Annotated in this window: 15 protein-coding genes and 2 pseudogenes; 15 read left to right on the top strand and 2 right to left on the bottom strand. The window is 71.3% G+C overall.

The window, feature by feature from the left end:
• Positions 1–100 precede the first annotated feature (100 nt).
• From allB to ABZ826_RS24510, 3 genes are all read left to right on the top strand, one after another.
• Positions 101–1,444: an allantoinase AllB gene (gene allB, locus ABZ826_RS24520; protein ID WP_361452103.1), complete on the top strand. Its 1,344-nt coding sequence runs from the start codon at positions 101–103 to the stop codon at positions 1,442–1,444.
• 2 nt (positions 1,445–1,446) lie between these two features.
• On the top strand, positions 1,447–2,562 hold the full coding sequence (gene alc, locus ABZ826_RS24515; RefSeq protein ID WP_361452100.1) for an allantoicase: 1,116 nt from the start codon (positions 1,447–1,449) through the stop codon (positions 2,560–2,562).
• A gap of 238 nt (positions 2,563–2,800) precedes the next feature.
• The gene (locus ABZ826_RS24510) at positions 2,801–3,130 is read left to right on the top strand and encodes a putative quinol monooxygenase (protein ID WP_361452098.1); all 330 of its coding nucleotides are present in this window, start codon (positions 2,801–2,803) and stop codon (positions 3,128–3,130) included.
• A gap of 153 nt (positions 3,131–3,283) precedes the next feature.
• On the opposite strand, the gene ABZ826_RS24505 is transcribed toward ABZ826_RS24510, so the two are convergent.
• Positions 3,284–4,033 carry an SDR family oxidoreductase gene (locus ABZ826_RS24505; protein ID WP_361452095.1) on the bottom strand — a complete coding sequence of 250 codons (750 nt, stop codon included), beginning with the start codon at positions 4,031–4,033 and terminating at the stop codon, positions 3,284–3,286.
• A gap of 397 nt (positions 4,034–4,430) precedes the next feature.
• Here ABZ826_RS24505 and ABZ826_RS24500 point away from each other — a divergent pair, with 397 nt between their 5' ends.
• From ABZ826_RS24500 to ABZ826_RS24480, 5 genes and pseudogenes are all read left to right on the top strand, one after another.
• Positions 4,431–5,354: a DMT family transporter gene (locus tag ABZ826_RS24500; RefSeq protein ID WP_361452241.1), complete on the top strand. Its 924-nt coding sequence runs from the start codon at positions 4,431–4,433 to the stop codon at positions 5,352–5,354.
• A gap of 19 nt (positions 5,355–5,373) precedes the next feature.
• A pseudogene (locus ABZ826_RS24495) lies at positions 5,374–6,053 on the top strand (histidine kinase); the annotation flags it as partial.
• A pseudogene (locus ABZ826_RS24490) lies at positions 6,053–6,490 on the top strand (response regulator transcription factor); the annotation flags it as partial. The pseudogenes ABZ826_RS24495 and ABZ826_RS24490, both read left to right, overlap by 1 nt.
• A 55-nt stretch (positions 6,491–6,545) precedes the next feature.
• Positions 6,546–7,736 (top strand): cytochrome P450, encoded by a 1,191-nt coding sequence (locus tag ABZ826_RS24485; protein WP_361452092.1) that lies wholly within the window; start codon positions 6,546–6,548, stop codon positions 7,734–7,736.
• 16 nt (positions 7,737–7,752) lie between these two features.
• Positions 7,753–8,172 (top strand): PaaI family thioesterase, encoded by a 420-nt coding sequence (locus ABZ826_RS24480; RefSeq protein WP_361452089.1) that lies wholly within the window; start codon positions 7,753–7,755, stop codon positions 8,170–8,172.
• A 48-nt stretch (positions 8,173–8,220) separates the two neighbouring features.
• Here ABZ826_RS24480 and ABZ826_RS24475 read toward each other — a convergent pair whose 3' ends face one another.
• Complete coding sequence (locus tag ABZ826_RS24475) at positions 8,221–9,258, bottom strand: Gfo/Idh/MocA family oxidoreductase (RefSeq protein WP_361452086.1); 1,038 nt, start codon at positions 9,256–9,258, stop codon at positions 8,221–8,223.
• Positions 9,259–9,395: 137 nt separating this feature from the next.
• Between ABZ826_RS24475 and ABZ826_RS24470 the strand changes: the two genes are divergently transcribed.
• The 7 genes from ABZ826_RS24470 to ABZ826_RS24440 all read left to right on the top strand — a co-directional run bounded on the left by ABZ826_RS24470 (position 9,396) and on the right by ABZ826_RS24440 (position 16,801).
• Positions 9,396–10,154, top strand: a complete 759-nt coding sequence (locus tag ABZ826_RS24470) for a GntR family transcriptional regulator (RefSeq protein WP_361452083.1) — start codon at positions 9,396–9,398, stop codon at positions 10,152–10,154.
• A gap of 332 nt (positions 10,155–10,486) precedes the next feature.
• Entirely contained in the window at positions 10,487–11,470 is a 984-nt protein-coding gene (locus ABZ826_RS24465; protein ID WP_361452080.1) for a sugar ABC transporter substrate-binding protein, read from the top strand.
• Positions 11,467–12,519 (top strand): ABC transporter permease, encoded by a 1,053-nt coding sequence (locus tag ABZ826_RS24460; RefSeq protein ID WP_361452077.1) that lies wholly within the window; start codon positions 11,467–11,469, stop codon positions 12,517–12,519. Before ABZ826_RS24465 ends, ABZ826_RS24460 begins: the two co-directional genes overlap by 4 nt.
• Positions 12,516–13,388 (top strand): ATP-binding cassette domain-containing protein, encoded by an 873-nt coding sequence (locus ABZ826_RS24455; protein WP_361452074.1) that lies wholly within the window; start codon positions 12,516–12,518, stop codon positions 13,386–13,388. Before ABZ826_RS24460 ends, ABZ826_RS24455 begins: the two co-directional genes overlap by 4 nt.
• Before the next feature lie 131 nt (positions 13,389–13,519).
• Positions 13,520–14,683, top strand: coding sequence for an ROK family glucokinase (locus tag ABZ826_RS24450; RefSeq protein ID WP_361452071.1), 1,164 nt, complete (start codon positions 13,520–13,522; stop codon positions 14,681–14,683).
• Positions 14,684–14,697: 14 nt separating this feature from the next.
• Positions 14,698–15,288: a hypothetical protein gene (locus ABZ826_RS24445; protein ID WP_361452068.1), complete on the top strand. Its 591-nt coding sequence runs from the start codon at positions 14,698–14,700 to the stop codon at positions 15,286–15,288.
• Positions 15,289–15,499: 211 nt separating this feature from the next.
• On the top strand, positions 15,500–16,801 hold the full coding sequence (locus ABZ826_RS24440) for a hypothetical protein (RefSeq protein WP_361452065.1): 1,302 nt from the start codon (positions 15,500–15,502) through the stop codon (positions 16,799–16,801).
• Positions 16,802–16,955: the final 154 nt, after the last annotated feature.

Raw genomic sequence — 16,955 nt, 5'->3', positions numbered from 1 at the left:
ACGAGGGGAGCGGGGTCTTGACGGGCCCGAATCCCGAGTGAAGACTCCTTCAACAGTTCGTTGAATTCGAGTGGTCGAAAGTCCGAAATGAGGAGCACGGGTGTCCGGTGCGGACGTGAATCTGGTACTGCGCTCGACGCGTGTCGTCACCCCGGACGGGACGCGCCCCGTGGCGGTCGCCGTCGCCGACGGGAGAATCGACGCCGTCCTGCCGTACGACAGCGAGGTGCCGGTCGGCGCCCGGCTGGAGGACTTCGGCGACGACGTCCTGCTGCCCGGACTCGTCGACACCCATGTCCATGTGAACGACCCCGGCCGCACCGAGTGGGAAGGCTTCCACACCGCCACCCGCGCGGCGGCGGCAGGCGGCATCACCACCCTGCTCGACATGCCGCTCAACTCCCTCCCGCCGACCACCACCGTCGACCACCTGCGCACCAAGCAGCAGGTGGCGGCCCCCAAGGCGCACATCGACACCGGATTCTGGGGCGGTGCGATCCCGTCCAACGTCAAGGACCTGCGACCGCTGTACGAGGCCGGGGTCTTCGGTTTCAAGTGCTTCCTCTCGCCCTCCGGCGTCGATGAGTTCCCGGCGCTCGATCAGGAGCAGCTGGCCCGGTCCATGGCTGAGATAGCCGGCTTCGGCGGCCTGCTGATCGTGCACGCCGAGGACCCGCGCCATCTGGCGTCCGCGCCGCAGCGCAGCGGGCCCGCGTACGCCGATTTCCTCGCCTCCCGGCCCCGTGACGCCGAGAACACCGCGATCGAGGGACTCATCGCACACGCCAGGCGGCTGAACGCCCGGGTCCATGTGCTGCATCTGTCCTCCAGCGACGCCCTGCCGATGATCGCCGCCGCCAGGCGTGAGGGTGTACGGGTCACCGTCGAGTCCTGCCCGCACTTCCTCACCCTCACCGCCGAGGAGGTCCCGGACGGTGCGACGGAGTTCAAGTGCTGCCCGCCGATCCGGGAGGCCGCCAACCAGGACACGCTGTGGCAGGGGCTGGCCGACGGGACGATCGACTGCATCGTCTCCGACCACTCGCCGTGCACCACCGACCTCAAGACGCCGGATTTCGCCTCCGCCTGGGGCGGCATTTCCTCCCTCCAGCTGGGCCTTCCCGCCATCTGGACCGAGGCCCGCAGGCGCGGCCACTCGCTCGACGACGTCGTCCGCTGGATGTCGGCCGCCCCCGCGGAGCTGGCCGGGCTGACCCGCAAGGGCGCCATCGAGGCCGGCCGGGACGCCGACTTCGCGGTCCTCGCCCCCGACGAGACCTTCACCGTCGACCCCGCGGAGCTCTTCCACCGCAACCAGGTCACCGCCTACGCGGGCAAGAGCCTGCACGGCGTCGTGAAGTCGACCTGGCTGCGCGGTGTACGGATCGCGGCCGACGGCAGCGTCGCCGAACCCACCGGACGCCTTCTGGAAAGGGAGCACTGACCATGACGGCGACAGTCCGCTTCACCGGCGACGCGAACCCGTACGGCGGCGGTGACCCGTACGCCGACTACCGCACGGCCGACTTCCCCTTCACGGGCCTCGTCGACCTCGCCGACCGGCGGCTCGGCGCGGGGGTGATCGCCGCCAATGACGAGTTCTTCGCCGAGCGCGAGAACCTGCTGAAGCCGGAGCCCGCGGAGTTCGACCCCGAGCGCTTCGGCCACAAGGGCAAGATCATGGACGGCTGGGAGACCCGCCGCCGACGTGGTGCCGACGCCGACCGGCCGCACCCCGCTGACGAGGACCACGACTGGGCGCTGGTGCGGCTCGGCGCGCCCGGAGTCGTACGCGGCATCGTCGTCGACACGGCCCACTTCCGCGGCAACTACCCGCAGGCGGTCTCCGTCGAGGCGGCCTGCGTCCCCGGCTCCCCGTCACCCGAAGACCTCCTCGCCCCCGAGGTGAAGTGGACCACGCTCGTACCGCGTACGGCGGTCGGAGGGCATGCCGCCAATGGCTTCGTCGTCGCTGCCGAGCAGCGCGTCACCCACCTGCGGGTCAATCAGCATCCCGACGGTGGGACAGCCCGACTGCGGGTGTACGGCGACGTCACCCCCGACCCCGGCTGGCTGGCCGCCCTCGGCACCTTCGATCTGGTCGCCCTGGAGAACGGCGGCACGGTCGAGGACGCCTCCGACCGGTTCTACTCACCGGCCACCAACACCATCCAGCCGGGCAGGTCCCGCAAGATGGACGACGGCTGGGAGACCCGCCGACGGCGCGACCGGGGCAATGACTGGATCCGCTACCGCCTCGTCGAGCAGGCGGAGATCCGCGCCGTCGAGATCGACACCGCGTATCTGAAGGGCAACTCGGCGGGCTGGGCCGGCCTTTCCCCCCGCGACGGGGAGAGCGGCGACTGGACCGAGGTGCTGCCCCGGACCCGGCTCCAGCCCGACACGAACCACCGTTTCGTTCTGCCGGAGGCGGTGCGGGCCACGCACATCCGGATCGACATCTTCCCGGACGGCGGCATCTCCCGGCTGCGGCTCTTCGGGTCGCCGACCGAGGAGGGGGCCGCGCGACTGGCCGCGCGCCACCGCGAGCTCGGCGGTTAGGGCCTCTCGTTCGGATCACGCCGGGCTCGCGTGCCCCGGCACCGCTCGCCGATCCGGCCTGATCCGAACGGAAGACCCCAGCGTCCACCCGGCGGATCGGGGCCGGACGGGGGCGCGGGGGTCATGCCGTGCCCGCGCCCCGGACGGGTCGGCCGGACCGGGGCGCGTTCCGGTCCGGCCGACCCCGTCCCGGTGCGTCCGATAGGGCCGCATTGAGGGCTTGTGGGACTCTGATGGCATGATCTTCATCGCCGTCAGGTTCACCGTCCACAGCGCCGACCGCGACAACTGGCTCCCGGCCGTCGAGGACTTCACCCTCGCCACCCGGAAGGAGCCCGGCAACCTGTTCTTCGAGTGGTCCTACAGTGTCGAGAACCCGGACGAGTTCGTCCTGCTGGAAGCGTTCGCCTCCGCCGAGGCCGGTCAGGCCCATGTGAAGTCGCAGCACTTCGCCGCGGCGATGGACCGGATGGCGGATCTTGTCTCCAAGACGCCGGAGATCATCAACGTCGAGGTGCCGGGCGAGGGTTGGTCCCGGATGACGGAGCTCACCCCGCGCTCGCGGTGATCCGCGCGTCGGTGCGTCCGCGTCGACCGGCACGGACCCACCGACGGGACGGATGCCGACGGGCCCGGCCCCAGCTTGCCTCGTGGCGCGCGTGGCCCCCGGGATCCGGCCGGGGCCCGGGGCGCCGGCCGGAATCCCCCGTCACGCAGCCGGTCAGGCCGCGTGGCCCCCGTCCACCGTCACCTCCGTGCCCGTGATGAACGCCGCTTCGGCGCCGGCCAAGTAGGCAATCAGTGAGGCCACTTCGTCCGCAGTGCCGAACCGGTCCAGCGCGGTCGCCGCGAGCTGCCCGGCGGCCATCGGGCCGTCGGCCGGGTTGAGGTCCGTGTCGACCGGGCCGGGCTGGACCAGGTTGACCGTGATGCCGCGCGGGCCGAGTTCACGGGCGAGCGGCTTGGTCAGACCGGCCAGCGCCGCCTTGCTCATCGCGTAGAGGGTGGAGCCCGTACCGCCCGCGTACCGGCTCAGGGCCGTGCCGATGGAGATGATGCGACCGCCGCTCTCCATCAGCCCGGCCGCGGCGCGGCAGACCAGGAAGACCGCCCGTACGTTGACCGCCAGTACTCGGTCCACATCGGCGGGTGTGAGGGTGCCGATGGGGCCGAGGACGCCGATGCCCGCGTTGTTGACCAGGACGTCGAGCCGGCCGAACTCCTCGGCGGTACGGTGCACGGCCGCCGGGGCGGCATCCGGGTCCGCCGAGTCGGCTCGCAGGGCGATGCCGCGACGGCCGTACGACTGGATCTCCTTGACGACCGCCCTCGCGCCGTCCTCGTCCCGCACGTACGTCAGCGCCACGTCGGCGCCGTCCCGGGCCAGCCGCAGGGCGGTCGCGGCACCGATGCCCCGGCTGCCTCCGGTGACGAGTGCGGTCCTGGTCGTGCTGCTGTCGGTGCTGGTCATGGTGTTTTCCTTGTGCTCGGGTCGTTGTTCCGACAGGGACAAGGAAAGTCCTTGTGCCGTACGCGCACCGGCGGGAAACGGACGCCCAGGTGCGATGCGATGCGCGGTGCCGTCGGCCGGACCGACGGAGTGCGGTCACCTCCGCAGCCGGCCGCGGAGCGAGGTCACTCCCGGAGGCGACGAGACCGTCCGCCCCCACCCCGCTTCCCCGGACGGCGATCTCTCCTCCTTCGCGTGCGCGGAAGCCGGTTCGACGCAGCGGAACTCCCGCTGGTGAGACAGGTGTTCCTGCCGGCGGGTGCGGCCCGGTACGGTGAGCGCTCCGCGTGTGAGCCGTCGAGGTCTCCACATGACTCCCGCCCTCTTCTCGTTGCGGAGAACCAGGAGAACCAGCCAGGTGTCCTCGATCGCCATGCCCTCCCTCGCTCCGCCGCGCCGTGCCTGGCTCACCGATCTGCCCGTACTGCTCGTGGCGGTCGTCTGGGGGTCCAGCTACCTCGCGGCCAAGGGCATCACCACCGCCCAGACCGTCGTCGCCGTCCTCGTACTGCGCTTCGTCGCCGTGCTGCCCGTGCTGGCCGTGGCCGGCCGACGCGGCCTGCGGGCACTGAGCGCGGCGCAGTGGCGGGGAGCGGGTCTGCTGGGCCTGGTCCTCAGCGCGATCTTCCTGGTGGAGACATACGGAGTCGTGCACACCTCGGCCACCAACGCCGGGCTCATCATCAGCCTCACCATGATCTTCACCCCGCTCGCCGAGGCCGCCGTGACCCGCGTCCGGCCGCCCAGGGCATTTCTCGGCGCCGCAGGGCTCTCGGTGGCCGGTGTGGCACTGCTGACCCAGGGCGGCGGATTCACCAGCCCGTCGGCGGGCGACCTGCTGATGCTCGTGGCCGCCCTCGCCCGTACCGTGCACGTGCTGCTCATGGCCCGCATCAAGTCGGTGCAGGGGGCGGACTCGCTGTCGCTGACCACGGTCCAGCTCGGCAGCGCCGTCGCCGTCTTCGCCGTGCTCGCGGCCGCGCCCGGCACCGGGGAGGCGCCGTGGACGGTGGCCGCGGGCTTCGGGGTCCGGGAATGGGGCGGGCTGCTCTTCCTCTCCGTCTTCTGCACGCTCTTCGCCTTCTTCGTGCAGATGTGGTCGGTGCGCCGCACCTCGCCGTCCCGGGTCAGTCTGCTGCTCGGTACGGAACCGTTGTGGGCCGCCGCCGTGGGCATCGCGATCGGCGGTGAACGGCTCGGCGTCCTCGGTGCGGTGGGCGCGTTGCTGGTCCTGATGGGCACCGGCTGGGGGCGCCGGGCGGTGGACCCTGCTACTCCTTGAGCCGGTAGGCCGCCACCATCACCGCCGCACCCGCCACCCCGTCGCGGCCATCGGGGCACTCGCTCTGATCACGGCCCCCGTGCAGCCGTATCTGCGGCCCGACCCGGGCACCTCGTTCACCGCGTCCACGATCGTCGGTGTGCGCTGTCCCTGCTGGTGCTCAGCCGGGGCATGGTCGTACGGTCCGGCGCCAGCTCGTCGTCACGCTGCGCGAGGGCCCGCCGGGCCGAGACCGAGGCGGAGCTCCGCGCCGAGCAGGCGCAGCGGCCGGCCCGCGAAGCCATCGCCCGGGAGATGCACGATGTGCTCGCCCACCGGCTGACCCTGCTCAGCGTCCACGCCGGTGCCCTCGAATTCCGCCCCGACGCACCCCCGGCCGAGGTGGCGCGGGCCGCCGGGGTCATCCGGGACAGCGCGCACGAGGCGCTCCAGGACCTCCGCGAGATCATCGGAGTCCTGCGCAGCCCGGGGGAGAGCGACGACGACCGGCCGCAGCCCACCCTCGCCACCCTGGACTCCCTGATCGCCGAGTCCCGGCCGGCCGGTATGAGGGTCGTCCTCGACAACCGCGTCACCGACCCCGCCGCGGCCCCCGCCGCCACCGGCCGCACGGTCTACCGCATCGCCCAGGAGGGCCTGACCAACGCCCGTAAACACGCACCGGGCACCGAGGTCGGCGTCACCGTCGCCGGCGGGCCGAACAGGTGCTGCGGGCCATCCGCGCCGGAGCCGCGGGATTTGTCCTGAAGGACACGCCTCCGGCGCAGATCGTCGACTCGGTGCGGCGGGTGGCGGCCGGTGATCCGGTGCTGTCGCCCGCGGTGACCCGACGGCTGACGGCCCGCGCCGCCGGGACCGGCCCCGGGCCCGGCCGAGGTGACCGGGTGGACCGCGCCGACCGGGCGCGGCAGCGGATCGCGGCCCTCGCCGAACGGGAACGCGAGGTCGCCATCGCTGTCGGACGGGGCCGTTCCAACGCCGAGATCGCCGCCACGCTCTGTCTCAGCGTGGCGACCGTGAAGACCCAGGTGTCCCGGATCCTGGCCAAATTCGATTTCAACAACCGTGTCCAGATCGCGCTGTTGGTGCATGACGCGGGCCTGCTCGACGACGACGGCGCAGACCGGGCCACATAGGCTGAACCGGTCGATCGCCAGCGATCGAGCCGATCAGACCGGGAGGGGCGATCCCATGTCCGATGCCAGTGTCCATGTCGATTTCGATCTGCGCGGGGTCAAGGACTTCACCGCGAATCCCTATCCGCACTACGAGAAGTTGCGCGCCACGGGTCCCGTGCACACCGTCCGTACCGACGACTTCGAGCGGGTGTGGCTTGTGGTGGGGTACGACGAGGGCCGTGCCGTCCTCGCCGACCAGCGGTTCGGCAAGGAGTGGCAGGGGCTGGTGGACCGGCCCGAGGGGAACGATCCGATCTTCGCCAACATGCTGGAGCTCGACGCACCCCACCACACCCGGCTGCGCAAGCTCGTCACCCGCGAGTTCACCGCCCGCCGGGTCGAGGCCCTGCGCCCCCGCGTCCAGCAGATCACCGATGAACTCCTCGACGCGATGGTGCCGGCCGGGCGTGCCGATCTCGTGGACGCGCTCGCGTTCCCGCTGCCGATGACCGTCATCTGCGAACTGATCGGTGTGCCGGATCTGGACCGCAACACCTTCCGCCGACTGTCGAACACCATTGTCACCCCGGCCACGCCGCAGCAGGAGCGCGAGGCCGTGGCCGCCATGGGGGCATATCTCGGCGAACTCATCGAGGACAAGCGGTGCTCGCCCGGCGAGGACCTGATGAGCGCGCTGGTCAGGGCGCGTGACGAGGAGGGGGACGGACTGTCGCCCGACGAGCTCGTGGGCATGGCCTTCCTGCTGCTCGTCGCCGGGCACGAGACCACGGTCAACCTGATCTCCAACGGGGTACGGGCGTTGCTCGACCACCCGGACCAACTGGCGGATCTCCGTGCGGACTTCGGTCTGATCGACGGCGCGGTCGAGGAGATGCTGCGATACGACGGGCCGGTGGAGACCGCCACGTTCCGCTTTCCCCGCGAAACGGTCGAGGTCGGGCAGCGGGTCATTCCCGCGGGGGAGCCGGTCCTGGTCTCCCTGGCGGGTGCCGACCGCGACCCCGGCCGCTACCCGGAACCGGACCGCTTCGACATCCGCCGCGACGCCCAGGGGCATCTGGCCTTCGGCCACGGCATCCACTTCTGCCTGGGTGCGCCGCTGGCCCGGACGGAGGGCCGGATCGCGATCCGGTCGCTGCTGGAGCGGTGCCCCGGTCTGGTACTGGACACGGACGGCGGGGAGCCGGACTGGCTCCCCGGCATGCTGATCCGTGGGGTGCGCGGGCTGCCCGTCCGTTGGTGAGGTAAAAAGCTTTACCATGACGGGACTTGATCTGAAGATGGCACAGAAGGTGCTCGACAGCCAGCCGTTCAGCGGGCTGGTCGGGGCGAGGATCACCGCCTTCGGGGACGGTGCGGCCACCCTGGAGGTGGACATCCGCCAGGAGCTCCAGCAGCAGAACGGCTTCGTGCACGGCGGGGTCCTGGCCTATGCCGCCGACAACTCGATCACCTTCGCCGCCGGGACGACCCTCGGCCCGGCCGTGCTGACCGGCGGTTTCTCCATCCAGTACGTCCGGCCCGCCACCGGCCGCACACTCGTCGCCCGCGCCGAAGTCGTGCACACCGGCCGCCGGCAGGCCGTGGTCCGCTGCGAGCTGTTCGCCACGGGGGAGGAGGGGGCGCGGACGCTCTGCGCGGTCGCCCAGGGGACCGTGCTGTCCGCCACGCCGTCCTGAGACGCCTCCGCCCCGTTCCCGGCCACCGGGGACGGGGCGGGGCTGGATTCACCCCGCGGCGTGAGCTCCGGACCGGGCGGCCGCCGCATCGGCGATCTCGGCGATCGCCACGGGGCGACGCTCCTGCCGGGACACCTCGCACGCCTCCGCGATCAGCAGCGCGTACCACGCCTCCCGGCCGTCGCACGGATTGGGCAGCTCGCCCCGCACCACCCGTACGAACGCGTTCAGTTCCGCCTCGTACGCCGGGGCGAAGCGCTCCAGGAAGCCCGGCCAGGGGCGGCGCGGCGCGGCGGGGCCCCGAGGCTCCGCCGAGGTGACCGGAGTGCGGTCGTCCAGGCCGACCGTGAGCTGGCCGAGCTCGCCCGCCAGCTCCATCCGCACGTCGTAACCGGCACCGTTGCAGCGGGTGGCCGTCGCCGTGGCCAGCGTGCCGTCGTCGAGGGTCAGCAGGGCCGCCGCCGTGTCGACGTCACCGGCCGCCCGGAACATCCCCGGTCCGGCGTCCGACCCGGTGGCGTACACCTCCGTCACCTCACGGCCCGTCACCCACCGCAGCATGTCGAAGTCATGGACCAGACAGTCCCGGTACAGCCCTCCGGAGAGCGGCAGGTAGGAGGCGGGCGGCGGTGCGGGGTCCATGGTCATGGCCCGTACGGTGTGCAGCCTGCCCAGCGCCCCGGCCCGTACCGCGGTGCGGGCCGCCTCGTACCCGGCGTCGAATCTGCGCATGAAGCCCAGCTGGAGGACGCTGCCCGCCCGGTCGACCTCGCGCAGCGCGCCCAGCGTCCCCGGCAGGTCCAGGGCGATCGGCTTCTCGCAGAATGCGGGCAGCCCCGCGCGGGCGGCCTGCCCGATCAGGTCCGCGTGCGCCGAGGTGGCCGAGGCGATCACCACGGCGTCCACACCCGCGCCGAACACCTCGGCGGCGCTGCCCGCGGTCCGCGCGCCGAGGCGGTCCGCGACCTCGGCCGCCCGTGCCGCGTCGGTGTCCGTCACCACCAGGGCGTCGACCGCGGGATGGCGGGCCAGCACGCCCGCGTGGAAGGAACCGATCCGGCCGGTGCCGATGAGTCCGATGCGCATGGACCCAACGTGCCGCCCGCCGACTGCGCTGTCAACCATATGTCCTGACAAGGCGAGGCTTGTTCGATCTTCATGCTGTCCGGACAACAGGACTACCGGACTACCGGAGGTTCTGACGTGAGGGATACCCTCCACGCGTGCCCAAACCCACCACCGACCCCACCGCACTCGAACTCGGTGTGGACCGCACCAGTCCGGTTCCGCTGTACTACCAGCTGGCCCAGCAGCTGGAAGCGGCCGTCGAGCAGGGACGGCTGGCCCCCGGCAGCCTCCTCGGCAACGAGATCGAGCTCGCGGCCCGGCTCGGTCTGTCCCGCCCCACCGTGCGCCAGGCCATTCAGTCACTGGTCGACAAGGGGCTGATGGTCCGTCGCCGAGGCGTCGGCACCCAGGTCGTGCACAGCCGGGTCCGGCGCCCCCTCGAACTGAGCAGCCTGTACGACGACCTGGAGGCGGCGGGCGGGCACCCCGCGACCCGCGTCCTGCGCAACACCGTCGAGCCCGCCGGCGCCGGGGTCGCCGACGCGCTCGGGGTCGCCGAGGGCACCGACGTGCACGTCGTCGAGCGACTGCGGTACGCGCACGACGAGCCGCTGGCACTCCTGCGCAACCACCTGCCCCTCGGGATCGTCGACCTGGAGACCGAGCGGCTGGAGACCACCGGCCTCTACCGGATGATGCGCGGCGCCGGCATCACCCTGCACAGCGCCCGCCAGACCGTCGGCGCCCGGCTCGCCACGGCGGAGGAAGCGGCCGCACTCGCCGAGACCGAGGGAGCCGCGCTGCTGACGATGGAGCGCACCACCTTCGACGACACCGGGCGCGCGGTCGAGTTCGGTTCCCACATCTACCGCGCCTCGCGCTATTCCTTCGACTTCCAGTTGCTCGTACGGTGACGGGGGTCACCCGGGCCCGCGACGGATGCGGACCCGGGGGAGGGCGGTGGCTTGCGGGAGATCGTGCCCGGCGGTGTGAAAGAGACGGCGGCCGGGGACGGTATCGAGTTCTCCCGCCCGGGGAAGAAGGCAGGCGGGGAACGGGCCCGGCCGTCCGGACGGCCATCAAGCGGAACGTCGACCTCCGCCCTGCCGGGCGGCGCCGTCGGCGGCTCGGGGATACTTGGCCGGCCGGGCTGGGTGTGAAACGTCCCCGGTCCCATCAGGCAGCACAGCGAGCAGCACAAGAAGGGCATGGCGTCGTGGCAAGGGTTCGGACAGGGGTACGTGCGATGGGCGCCGTGCTTGCGGTGGTGCTCGGGGCTTCCCTCGCGGGATGCAGCAGCACCGGCGGCAAGCGTGCGGAGGAGCGCGCGGCGCGGGCTGCCGCCGAGGGCCGGTCCGCGGTGAACACGCCCCGTTGGACCTTCGCCATGGTCACCCACTCGGGCGACGGCGACACGTTCTGGGACATCGTCCAGCGGGGCGCCGAGCAGGCGGCCGTCAAGGACAACATCAAGTTCCTTTACTCGCACAACGACGAGGCACAGCAGCAGGCCCAGCTCGTCCAGGCGGCCATCGACCAGAAGGTCGACGGGCTGATCGTCACGCTCGCCAAGCCCGACGCGATGAAGGACGTCGTCGCCAAGGCCACCAAGGCCGGTATCCCGGTGATCACGGTGAACTCGGGGTCCGCGGAGTCCAAGCAGTTCGGCGCGCTCACCCATATCGGCCAGGACGAGTCCATCGCGGGTGAGGCGGTCGGCGACGAGCTCAACGCACGGGGCCGCAAGAAGGCCCTGTGCATCCTGCACGAGCAGGGCAACGTCGGCCACGAGCAGCGCTGCGCCGGGGCGAAGAAGACCTTCGACGGGCAGATGCAGAACCTGTATGTCGAAGGCACCAACATGCCCGACGTCCAGGCGTCCATCGAGGCCAAGCTCCAGGCCGACGAGAACATCGACGCGGTCGTCACGCTCGGCGCCCCGTTCGCGGACGCCGCCGTCAAGGCGAAGAAGACCGCCGGCAGCAAGGCCGAGATCGACACCTTCGACCTGAACGCCAAGGTCGCCACGGCCCTCCAGGACAAGACCCTCGGCTTCGCGGTCGACCAGCAGCCCTACCTCCAGGGGTACGAGGCCGTGGACCTGCTCTGGCTCCACCGCTACAACGGCAATGTGCTCGGCGGTGGCCGTCCGGTTCTCACCGGCCCGCAGATCATCACCTCGAAGGACGCCGCCGAACTCGCCGAGTACACGAAGCGGGGCACCCGATGAGCACGGTGACGGGTCCATCCGCCCCGGCCGCGGCCGACGAGCGGCTGCTGCGCACCTCGCCGCTGCGCAAGCTGCTCGGCCGCCCCGAGCTGGGCTCGGTGGTCGGCGCCGCGGCCGTCTTCATCTTCTTCTCGATCGTCGCCGACAGCTTCCTGCGCGCCTCCAGCCTCGGCACCGTGCTCTACGCGGCCTCCACCATCGGGATCATGGCCGCGCCGGTGGCGCTGCTGATGATCGGCGGCGAGTTCGACCTCTCCGCCGGTGTGCTGGTCACCAGCTCCGCGCTGATCTCGTCGATGTTCAGCTACCAGATGACGGCCGACGTCTGGGTCGGCGTCTTCGTGTCGCTGCTGGTCACACTGGCCATCGGAGCCTTCAACGGCTTCATGCTGACCCGGACCAAACTGCCGAGCTTCATCATCACGCTCGGTACGTTCCTGATGCTGACCGGTCTCAATCTGGGCTTCACCAAGCTGATCAGCGGGACCGTGTCGACCAAGACCATCGGTGACATGGAGGGCTTCGACTCGGCCCGTCGGGTCTTCGCCTCGCAGTGGACCATCGGCGGCGTCGAGTTCAAGGTCACCATCCTGTGGTGGGCCGTGCTCGTCGCGATCGCCACCTGGATCCTGCTCCGCACCCGCTTCGGCAACTGGATCTTCGCGGTCGGCGGCGAGGCCGACGCGGCCCGCGCGGTCGGCGTCCCGGTGATCCGTACCAAGATCGGGCTCTACCTCGGGGTCGCCTTCGCCGCCTGGGTCTCGGGGCAGCATCTGCTGTTCTCGTACGACGTGGTGCAGTCCGGCGAGGGCGTCGGCAACGAACTGATCTACATCATCGCGGCCGTCATCGGCGGCTGTCTGATCACCGGCGGCTACGGCTCCGCGATCGGCTCCGCGGTCGGTGCCTTCATCTTCGGCATGACCAGCAAGGGCATCGTGTACGCGGAGTGGAACCCGGACTGGTTCAAGTTCTTCCTCGGAGCCATGCTGCTCCTGGCCACCCTGCTCAACGCATGGGTACGCAAGCGCGCGGAGGCGACGAAATGACGGCCCCCCAGGCACCGGCCGGCCGGCCGACCGACCAGGAGACGCCCCACCGGGCGCTCGTCGAGCTGGACCGCGTCAGCAAGTTCTACGGCAACATCAAGGCACTCCAGGACGTCTCGCTGGAGGTCCACGCGGGGGAGATCTCCTGCGTGCTGGGCGACAACGGAGCCGGCAAGTCCACCCTGATCAAGATCATCGCAGGGCTGCACCGGCACGATGCCGGAACGTTTCTCATCGACGGCGAGGAGACCACCCTCGCCAACCCGCGCGACGCCCTCGACCGGGGTATCGCCACGGTCTACCAGGACCTGGCCGTCGTTCCCCTGATGCCGGTCTGGCGCAACTTCTTCCTCGGCTCCGAGCCGACCACCGGCGCGGGCCCCTTCAAACGGCTCGACGTGCGGCTGATGCGCGAGACGACTCGTTCCGAGCTGCTGCGCATGGGCATCGACCTGCGCGACGTCGACCAGCCGATCGGCACGCTCTCCGGCGGTGAGCGCCAGTGCGTCGCCATCGCGCGGGCCGTCTACTTCGGCGCCAAGGTCCTCGTCCTGGACGAGCCCACCGCGGCGCTCGGCGTCAAGCAGTCCGGGGTCGTCCTCAAGTACGTCGCGGCCGCCCGCGACGCGGGTCTCGGCGTGGTCCTCATCACGCACAACCCGCACCACGCGTTTCTCGTCGGCGACCGTTTCGTCCTCCTCAAGCGGGGCGCCATGTCCGGCAGCCACACGAGGGCGGACATCACCCTGGACGAGCTGACCCGCCAAATGGCGGGCGGCAGCGAGCTGGAGGAGCTCAGCCACGAGCTGGAACGGGTCCCGGGGCCGACCCGTCTCGGCGGCCACCCCGGCGCCGGCCACCCGCGGTAGCCCGGACCGATACCCGCGCTCCCCCACAGGTCCGCCCGCCGCGGCGCCCCGGCAGTGGCAGAATCGAGCCCGACGGGCGCCGTCCGCCGCCGGGAGCACCGCCTCCGGCCCCCCCAGACCCTGCAGGGACGATGAGCACGTACCGCGACTTCACACACCGCGGCTCCGCCCGCGCCACCGTCCTGCGGACCGTAGGCACCCGGGAGCGGCGCTCGCACCTCACGGCGCCACGGGTGCCCACCGTCGGTATCGACATCGGGGGCACGAAGGTGATGGCCGGCGTCGTCGACGCCGACGGCAACATCCTGGAGCGGCTGCGCACCGAGACGCCGGACAAGTCCAAGAGTCCCAAGGTCGTCGAGGACACCATCGTCGAGCTGGTCCTGGACCTCTCCGACCGGCACGATGTGCACGCCGTCGGCATCGGGGCGGCGGGCTGGGTCGACGCGGACCGCTCCAAGGTGCTGTTCGCCCCGCACCTCGCCTGGCGCGACGAACCGCTGCGCGACGCCCTCGCCTCCCGCCTCGCCGTCCCCGTCATGGTCGACAACGACGCCAACACCGCCGCCTGGGCGGAGTGGCGCTTCGGTGCGGGCCGCGGCGAGGACCACCTCGTCATGATCACGCTCGGTACCGGCATCGGCGGCGCGATCCTGGAGGACGGTCAGGTCAAGCGCGGCAAGTACGGCGTCGCCGGTGAGTTCGGTCACATGCAGGTGGTTCCCGGAGGGCATCGCTGCCCGTGCGGGAACCGCGGCTGCTGGGAGCAGTACAGCTCCGGCAACGCGCTCGTCCGCGAGGCCAAGGAACTGGCCGCGGCCGACTCTCCGGTGGCCCACGGCATCATCGAGCGGGTCCAGGGGAACATTCCCGACATCACCGGGCCGCTCATCACCGAACTGGCCCGCGAGGGCGACGCGATGTGCGTCGAGCTCCTCCAGGACATCGGCCAGTGGCTCGGCATCGGGATCGCCAACCTCGCCGCCGCGCTCGACCCCTCCTGCTTCGTCATCGGAGGCGGCGTCAGCGCCGCCGACGACCTGCTGATCGGCCCTGCCAGGGACGCCTTCAAACGCCACCTCACCGGCCGCGGCTACCGCCCCGAGGCCCGGATCGCGAAGGCGCAGCTGGGCCCGGAGGCAGGTATGGTCGGCGCCGCCGACCTGGCCCGGCTGGTGGCCCGCAGATTCCGTCGTGCCAACCGTCGCCGCGTCGAGCGGTACGAGCGGTACGCCCAGATCTACGACCAGGCCGCCAGCACCATCCGGAACACGCGCAACACTCGCACCTCCTAGGGATCCCCAGAGACATGACCGCAGCCGAGCACCCCGTCCTGCCGCGCCAGTCCTCGCCGCCCGACGACGACAAGCGGCCGCAGGACCGGCGCCGGATGATCCGCCGCCGTCTGATCACGGCGACCATCATCGTGCTGCTCATCGGCATCCCGGCCGGCTATCTGCTGATCTCCGCCGGACAGAGCCGCCGCTCCGGCCAGAACAAGGAGGCCGAGGCCTCCGCGCAGGGACTGCGCGAGGGCTGGCCGTCCCGGTTGCAGCGCCGGATCTTCGAGCTGCCGATGCCCGGCAACTCCCTGGACGTGCGGTACTACGAGACCAACAACTGGAAGGCCAGCCGGCTGTACGTGGAGTTCCGCACCACGTCCGCCGGGCTCGACCGGTTCCTGAGCCGACTGGGCAGCGGCCGTGCCGCCCTGGAGGCCGGAAAGGTCGGCATCGGCGCCCGCGACCAGAAGATCTCGGGCTGGAGCTTCGGGCCCGGCGTCGAGTGGGCGAGCACCACGCACATCAACGAGCGCCCGCGCCCCACCCAGGACATCACCGTGAACATGACCGATCCGATGAACCCGGTCGTCTATGTCGTATCCGCGGCGACGCCCTGAACGATCCGGGTACTGCGGCGATGAGGGCGGCGCGCGTGCGACGAACAGTCGCGCCGCAGGACGGTTGCTGGGTGCGGGCCCAGGGCTTCGAGGACGGGGACGCGTCGGCCGACACCGTCAAGTGCGCGCAGCGTCGTCCGTGCTCAGGGAGCCTGGAGCGCCGTTCCCCGGGCAGAAAGGGAGGCAGGCGTTCCGCACGCGCCCGGTTCGAATGCCTGCCGGGCAGGTCTACACCCTGCTCATCGGACGGGAGTTGGTCGCCGGTTACATGCACAGGCCGGGCAGCCGCTACGGTGCAGTTGTGATGATCAACGGGGAGGACACGGCATCCGGGACCGCGCTGTTGATCGCGGCAGCTCCGGCCGCCAAGGGCTGTCTCATCGACGCAACCAGCGTCCTGCCCACGCTCGCGGCCGTCCCGCCCAGCATCCTGACCGGCACGACAGCAGCCACCATCGTTGAACTCGCCGACCCGACCCACCCGCAGACCGTCCTCACCCGCATCCGCGCCACAGCCGCCGCACCAGGCCCACTCTCCCTCTACATCACCGGACAACTCCACCTCGACCGTAAACAGCGCCTGATCCACCTCGCACTCGCCCGGACCACGCCGACCACCCTGCGCTACACCGCATTGCCCTGGCACTGGCTGGCCGGCGAACTCAAGCTGCGCCGACCGGGCACCACCACCGTCGTCATCGATATGGTCGCTGCCCCGGACGCCTGGCAGCAGCTCCGTACCGAGGGTCTCGTCCTCGGCCATGGGATCCGCGTATTCGGCCGGATCGCCCCGCCGCCGCCCCGCCACCGGATCGCAGAACCGCTCTACCTGAAGGCCCTCGCCACCGTCTGGCGCAGCGGCATCAACCCGCCGCTCGCTCAGCTCCACGAACAGGTCGCCGCCCAGGCCGGCCCCGACGACGCGCTGTTCCTCGCCGTCGACAACACAGCCGCCCCCTCCCCTGCAGCGGCGACTGTCCAGGTACCGAACCCGCCGCACCAAGAACCTGCACCCGTTCCGACGGCACCTGCTCCGATTCCGGAAGACAACGAGGTGGCCGAATCGGACCCACTGCCTGCGATCCTTGCCACCGCCCACGCCGGGCGGCACGGCGAGGCCGCGTCGCTCGCAGCCATGTGGGAGGGGTGGGCTCTGCGTGCCTACGGCGCGGGCTCCGTGCAGGCGATCCACTGGCTGGAGGTCCGGGCCGACCTCGCTCGCCTGGTCGGCGATCCGGCACGCAGCTGCGAGTTGTGGATGGCTGCAGCCAACGCCCGCCTCGCCCGGCAGCAGACCCCGGACGACCCCGCCGTAGAAGGCGCCGTGGACCGCGCCCACCACCAGTGGCAGGAACTTCGCGACCCGCAGCGGGCCCGGGAACTCGGCCCGCCCCTGGTCTCATTGCGCCGCCACGTACCTGGCCGGCGCGCCGGGGCGGTCGAAGCCGTCCAGCACCGACTGGAACTGCTGCACACCATGCCGCCGGTGGAGTCCCGTCGTGCGGCACCCTGACGAGCGACATCCCGCTCATGCGGATGCCGAGCCGGATGCGCCTCGGCGGTCGCACGGATGTGGGAGCGGGCGGGCGGCACGTCATCACCTCGGGAGGGCGTGGGGTGGCCGAAGGAGTACGGCGTCGTGGGCGCTCCCACGGCGGCTGGGGCAG

The organism is Streptomyces sp. NPDC047515, from assembly GCF_040643055.1.
Taxonomy (GTDB): Bacteria; Actinomycetota; Actinomycetes; order Streptomycetales; family Streptomycetaceae; genus Streptomyces.
The sequence above is the reverse complement of the archived record's forward strand: the minus strand, read 5'-3'. Positions and strand labels throughout refer to the sequence as shown.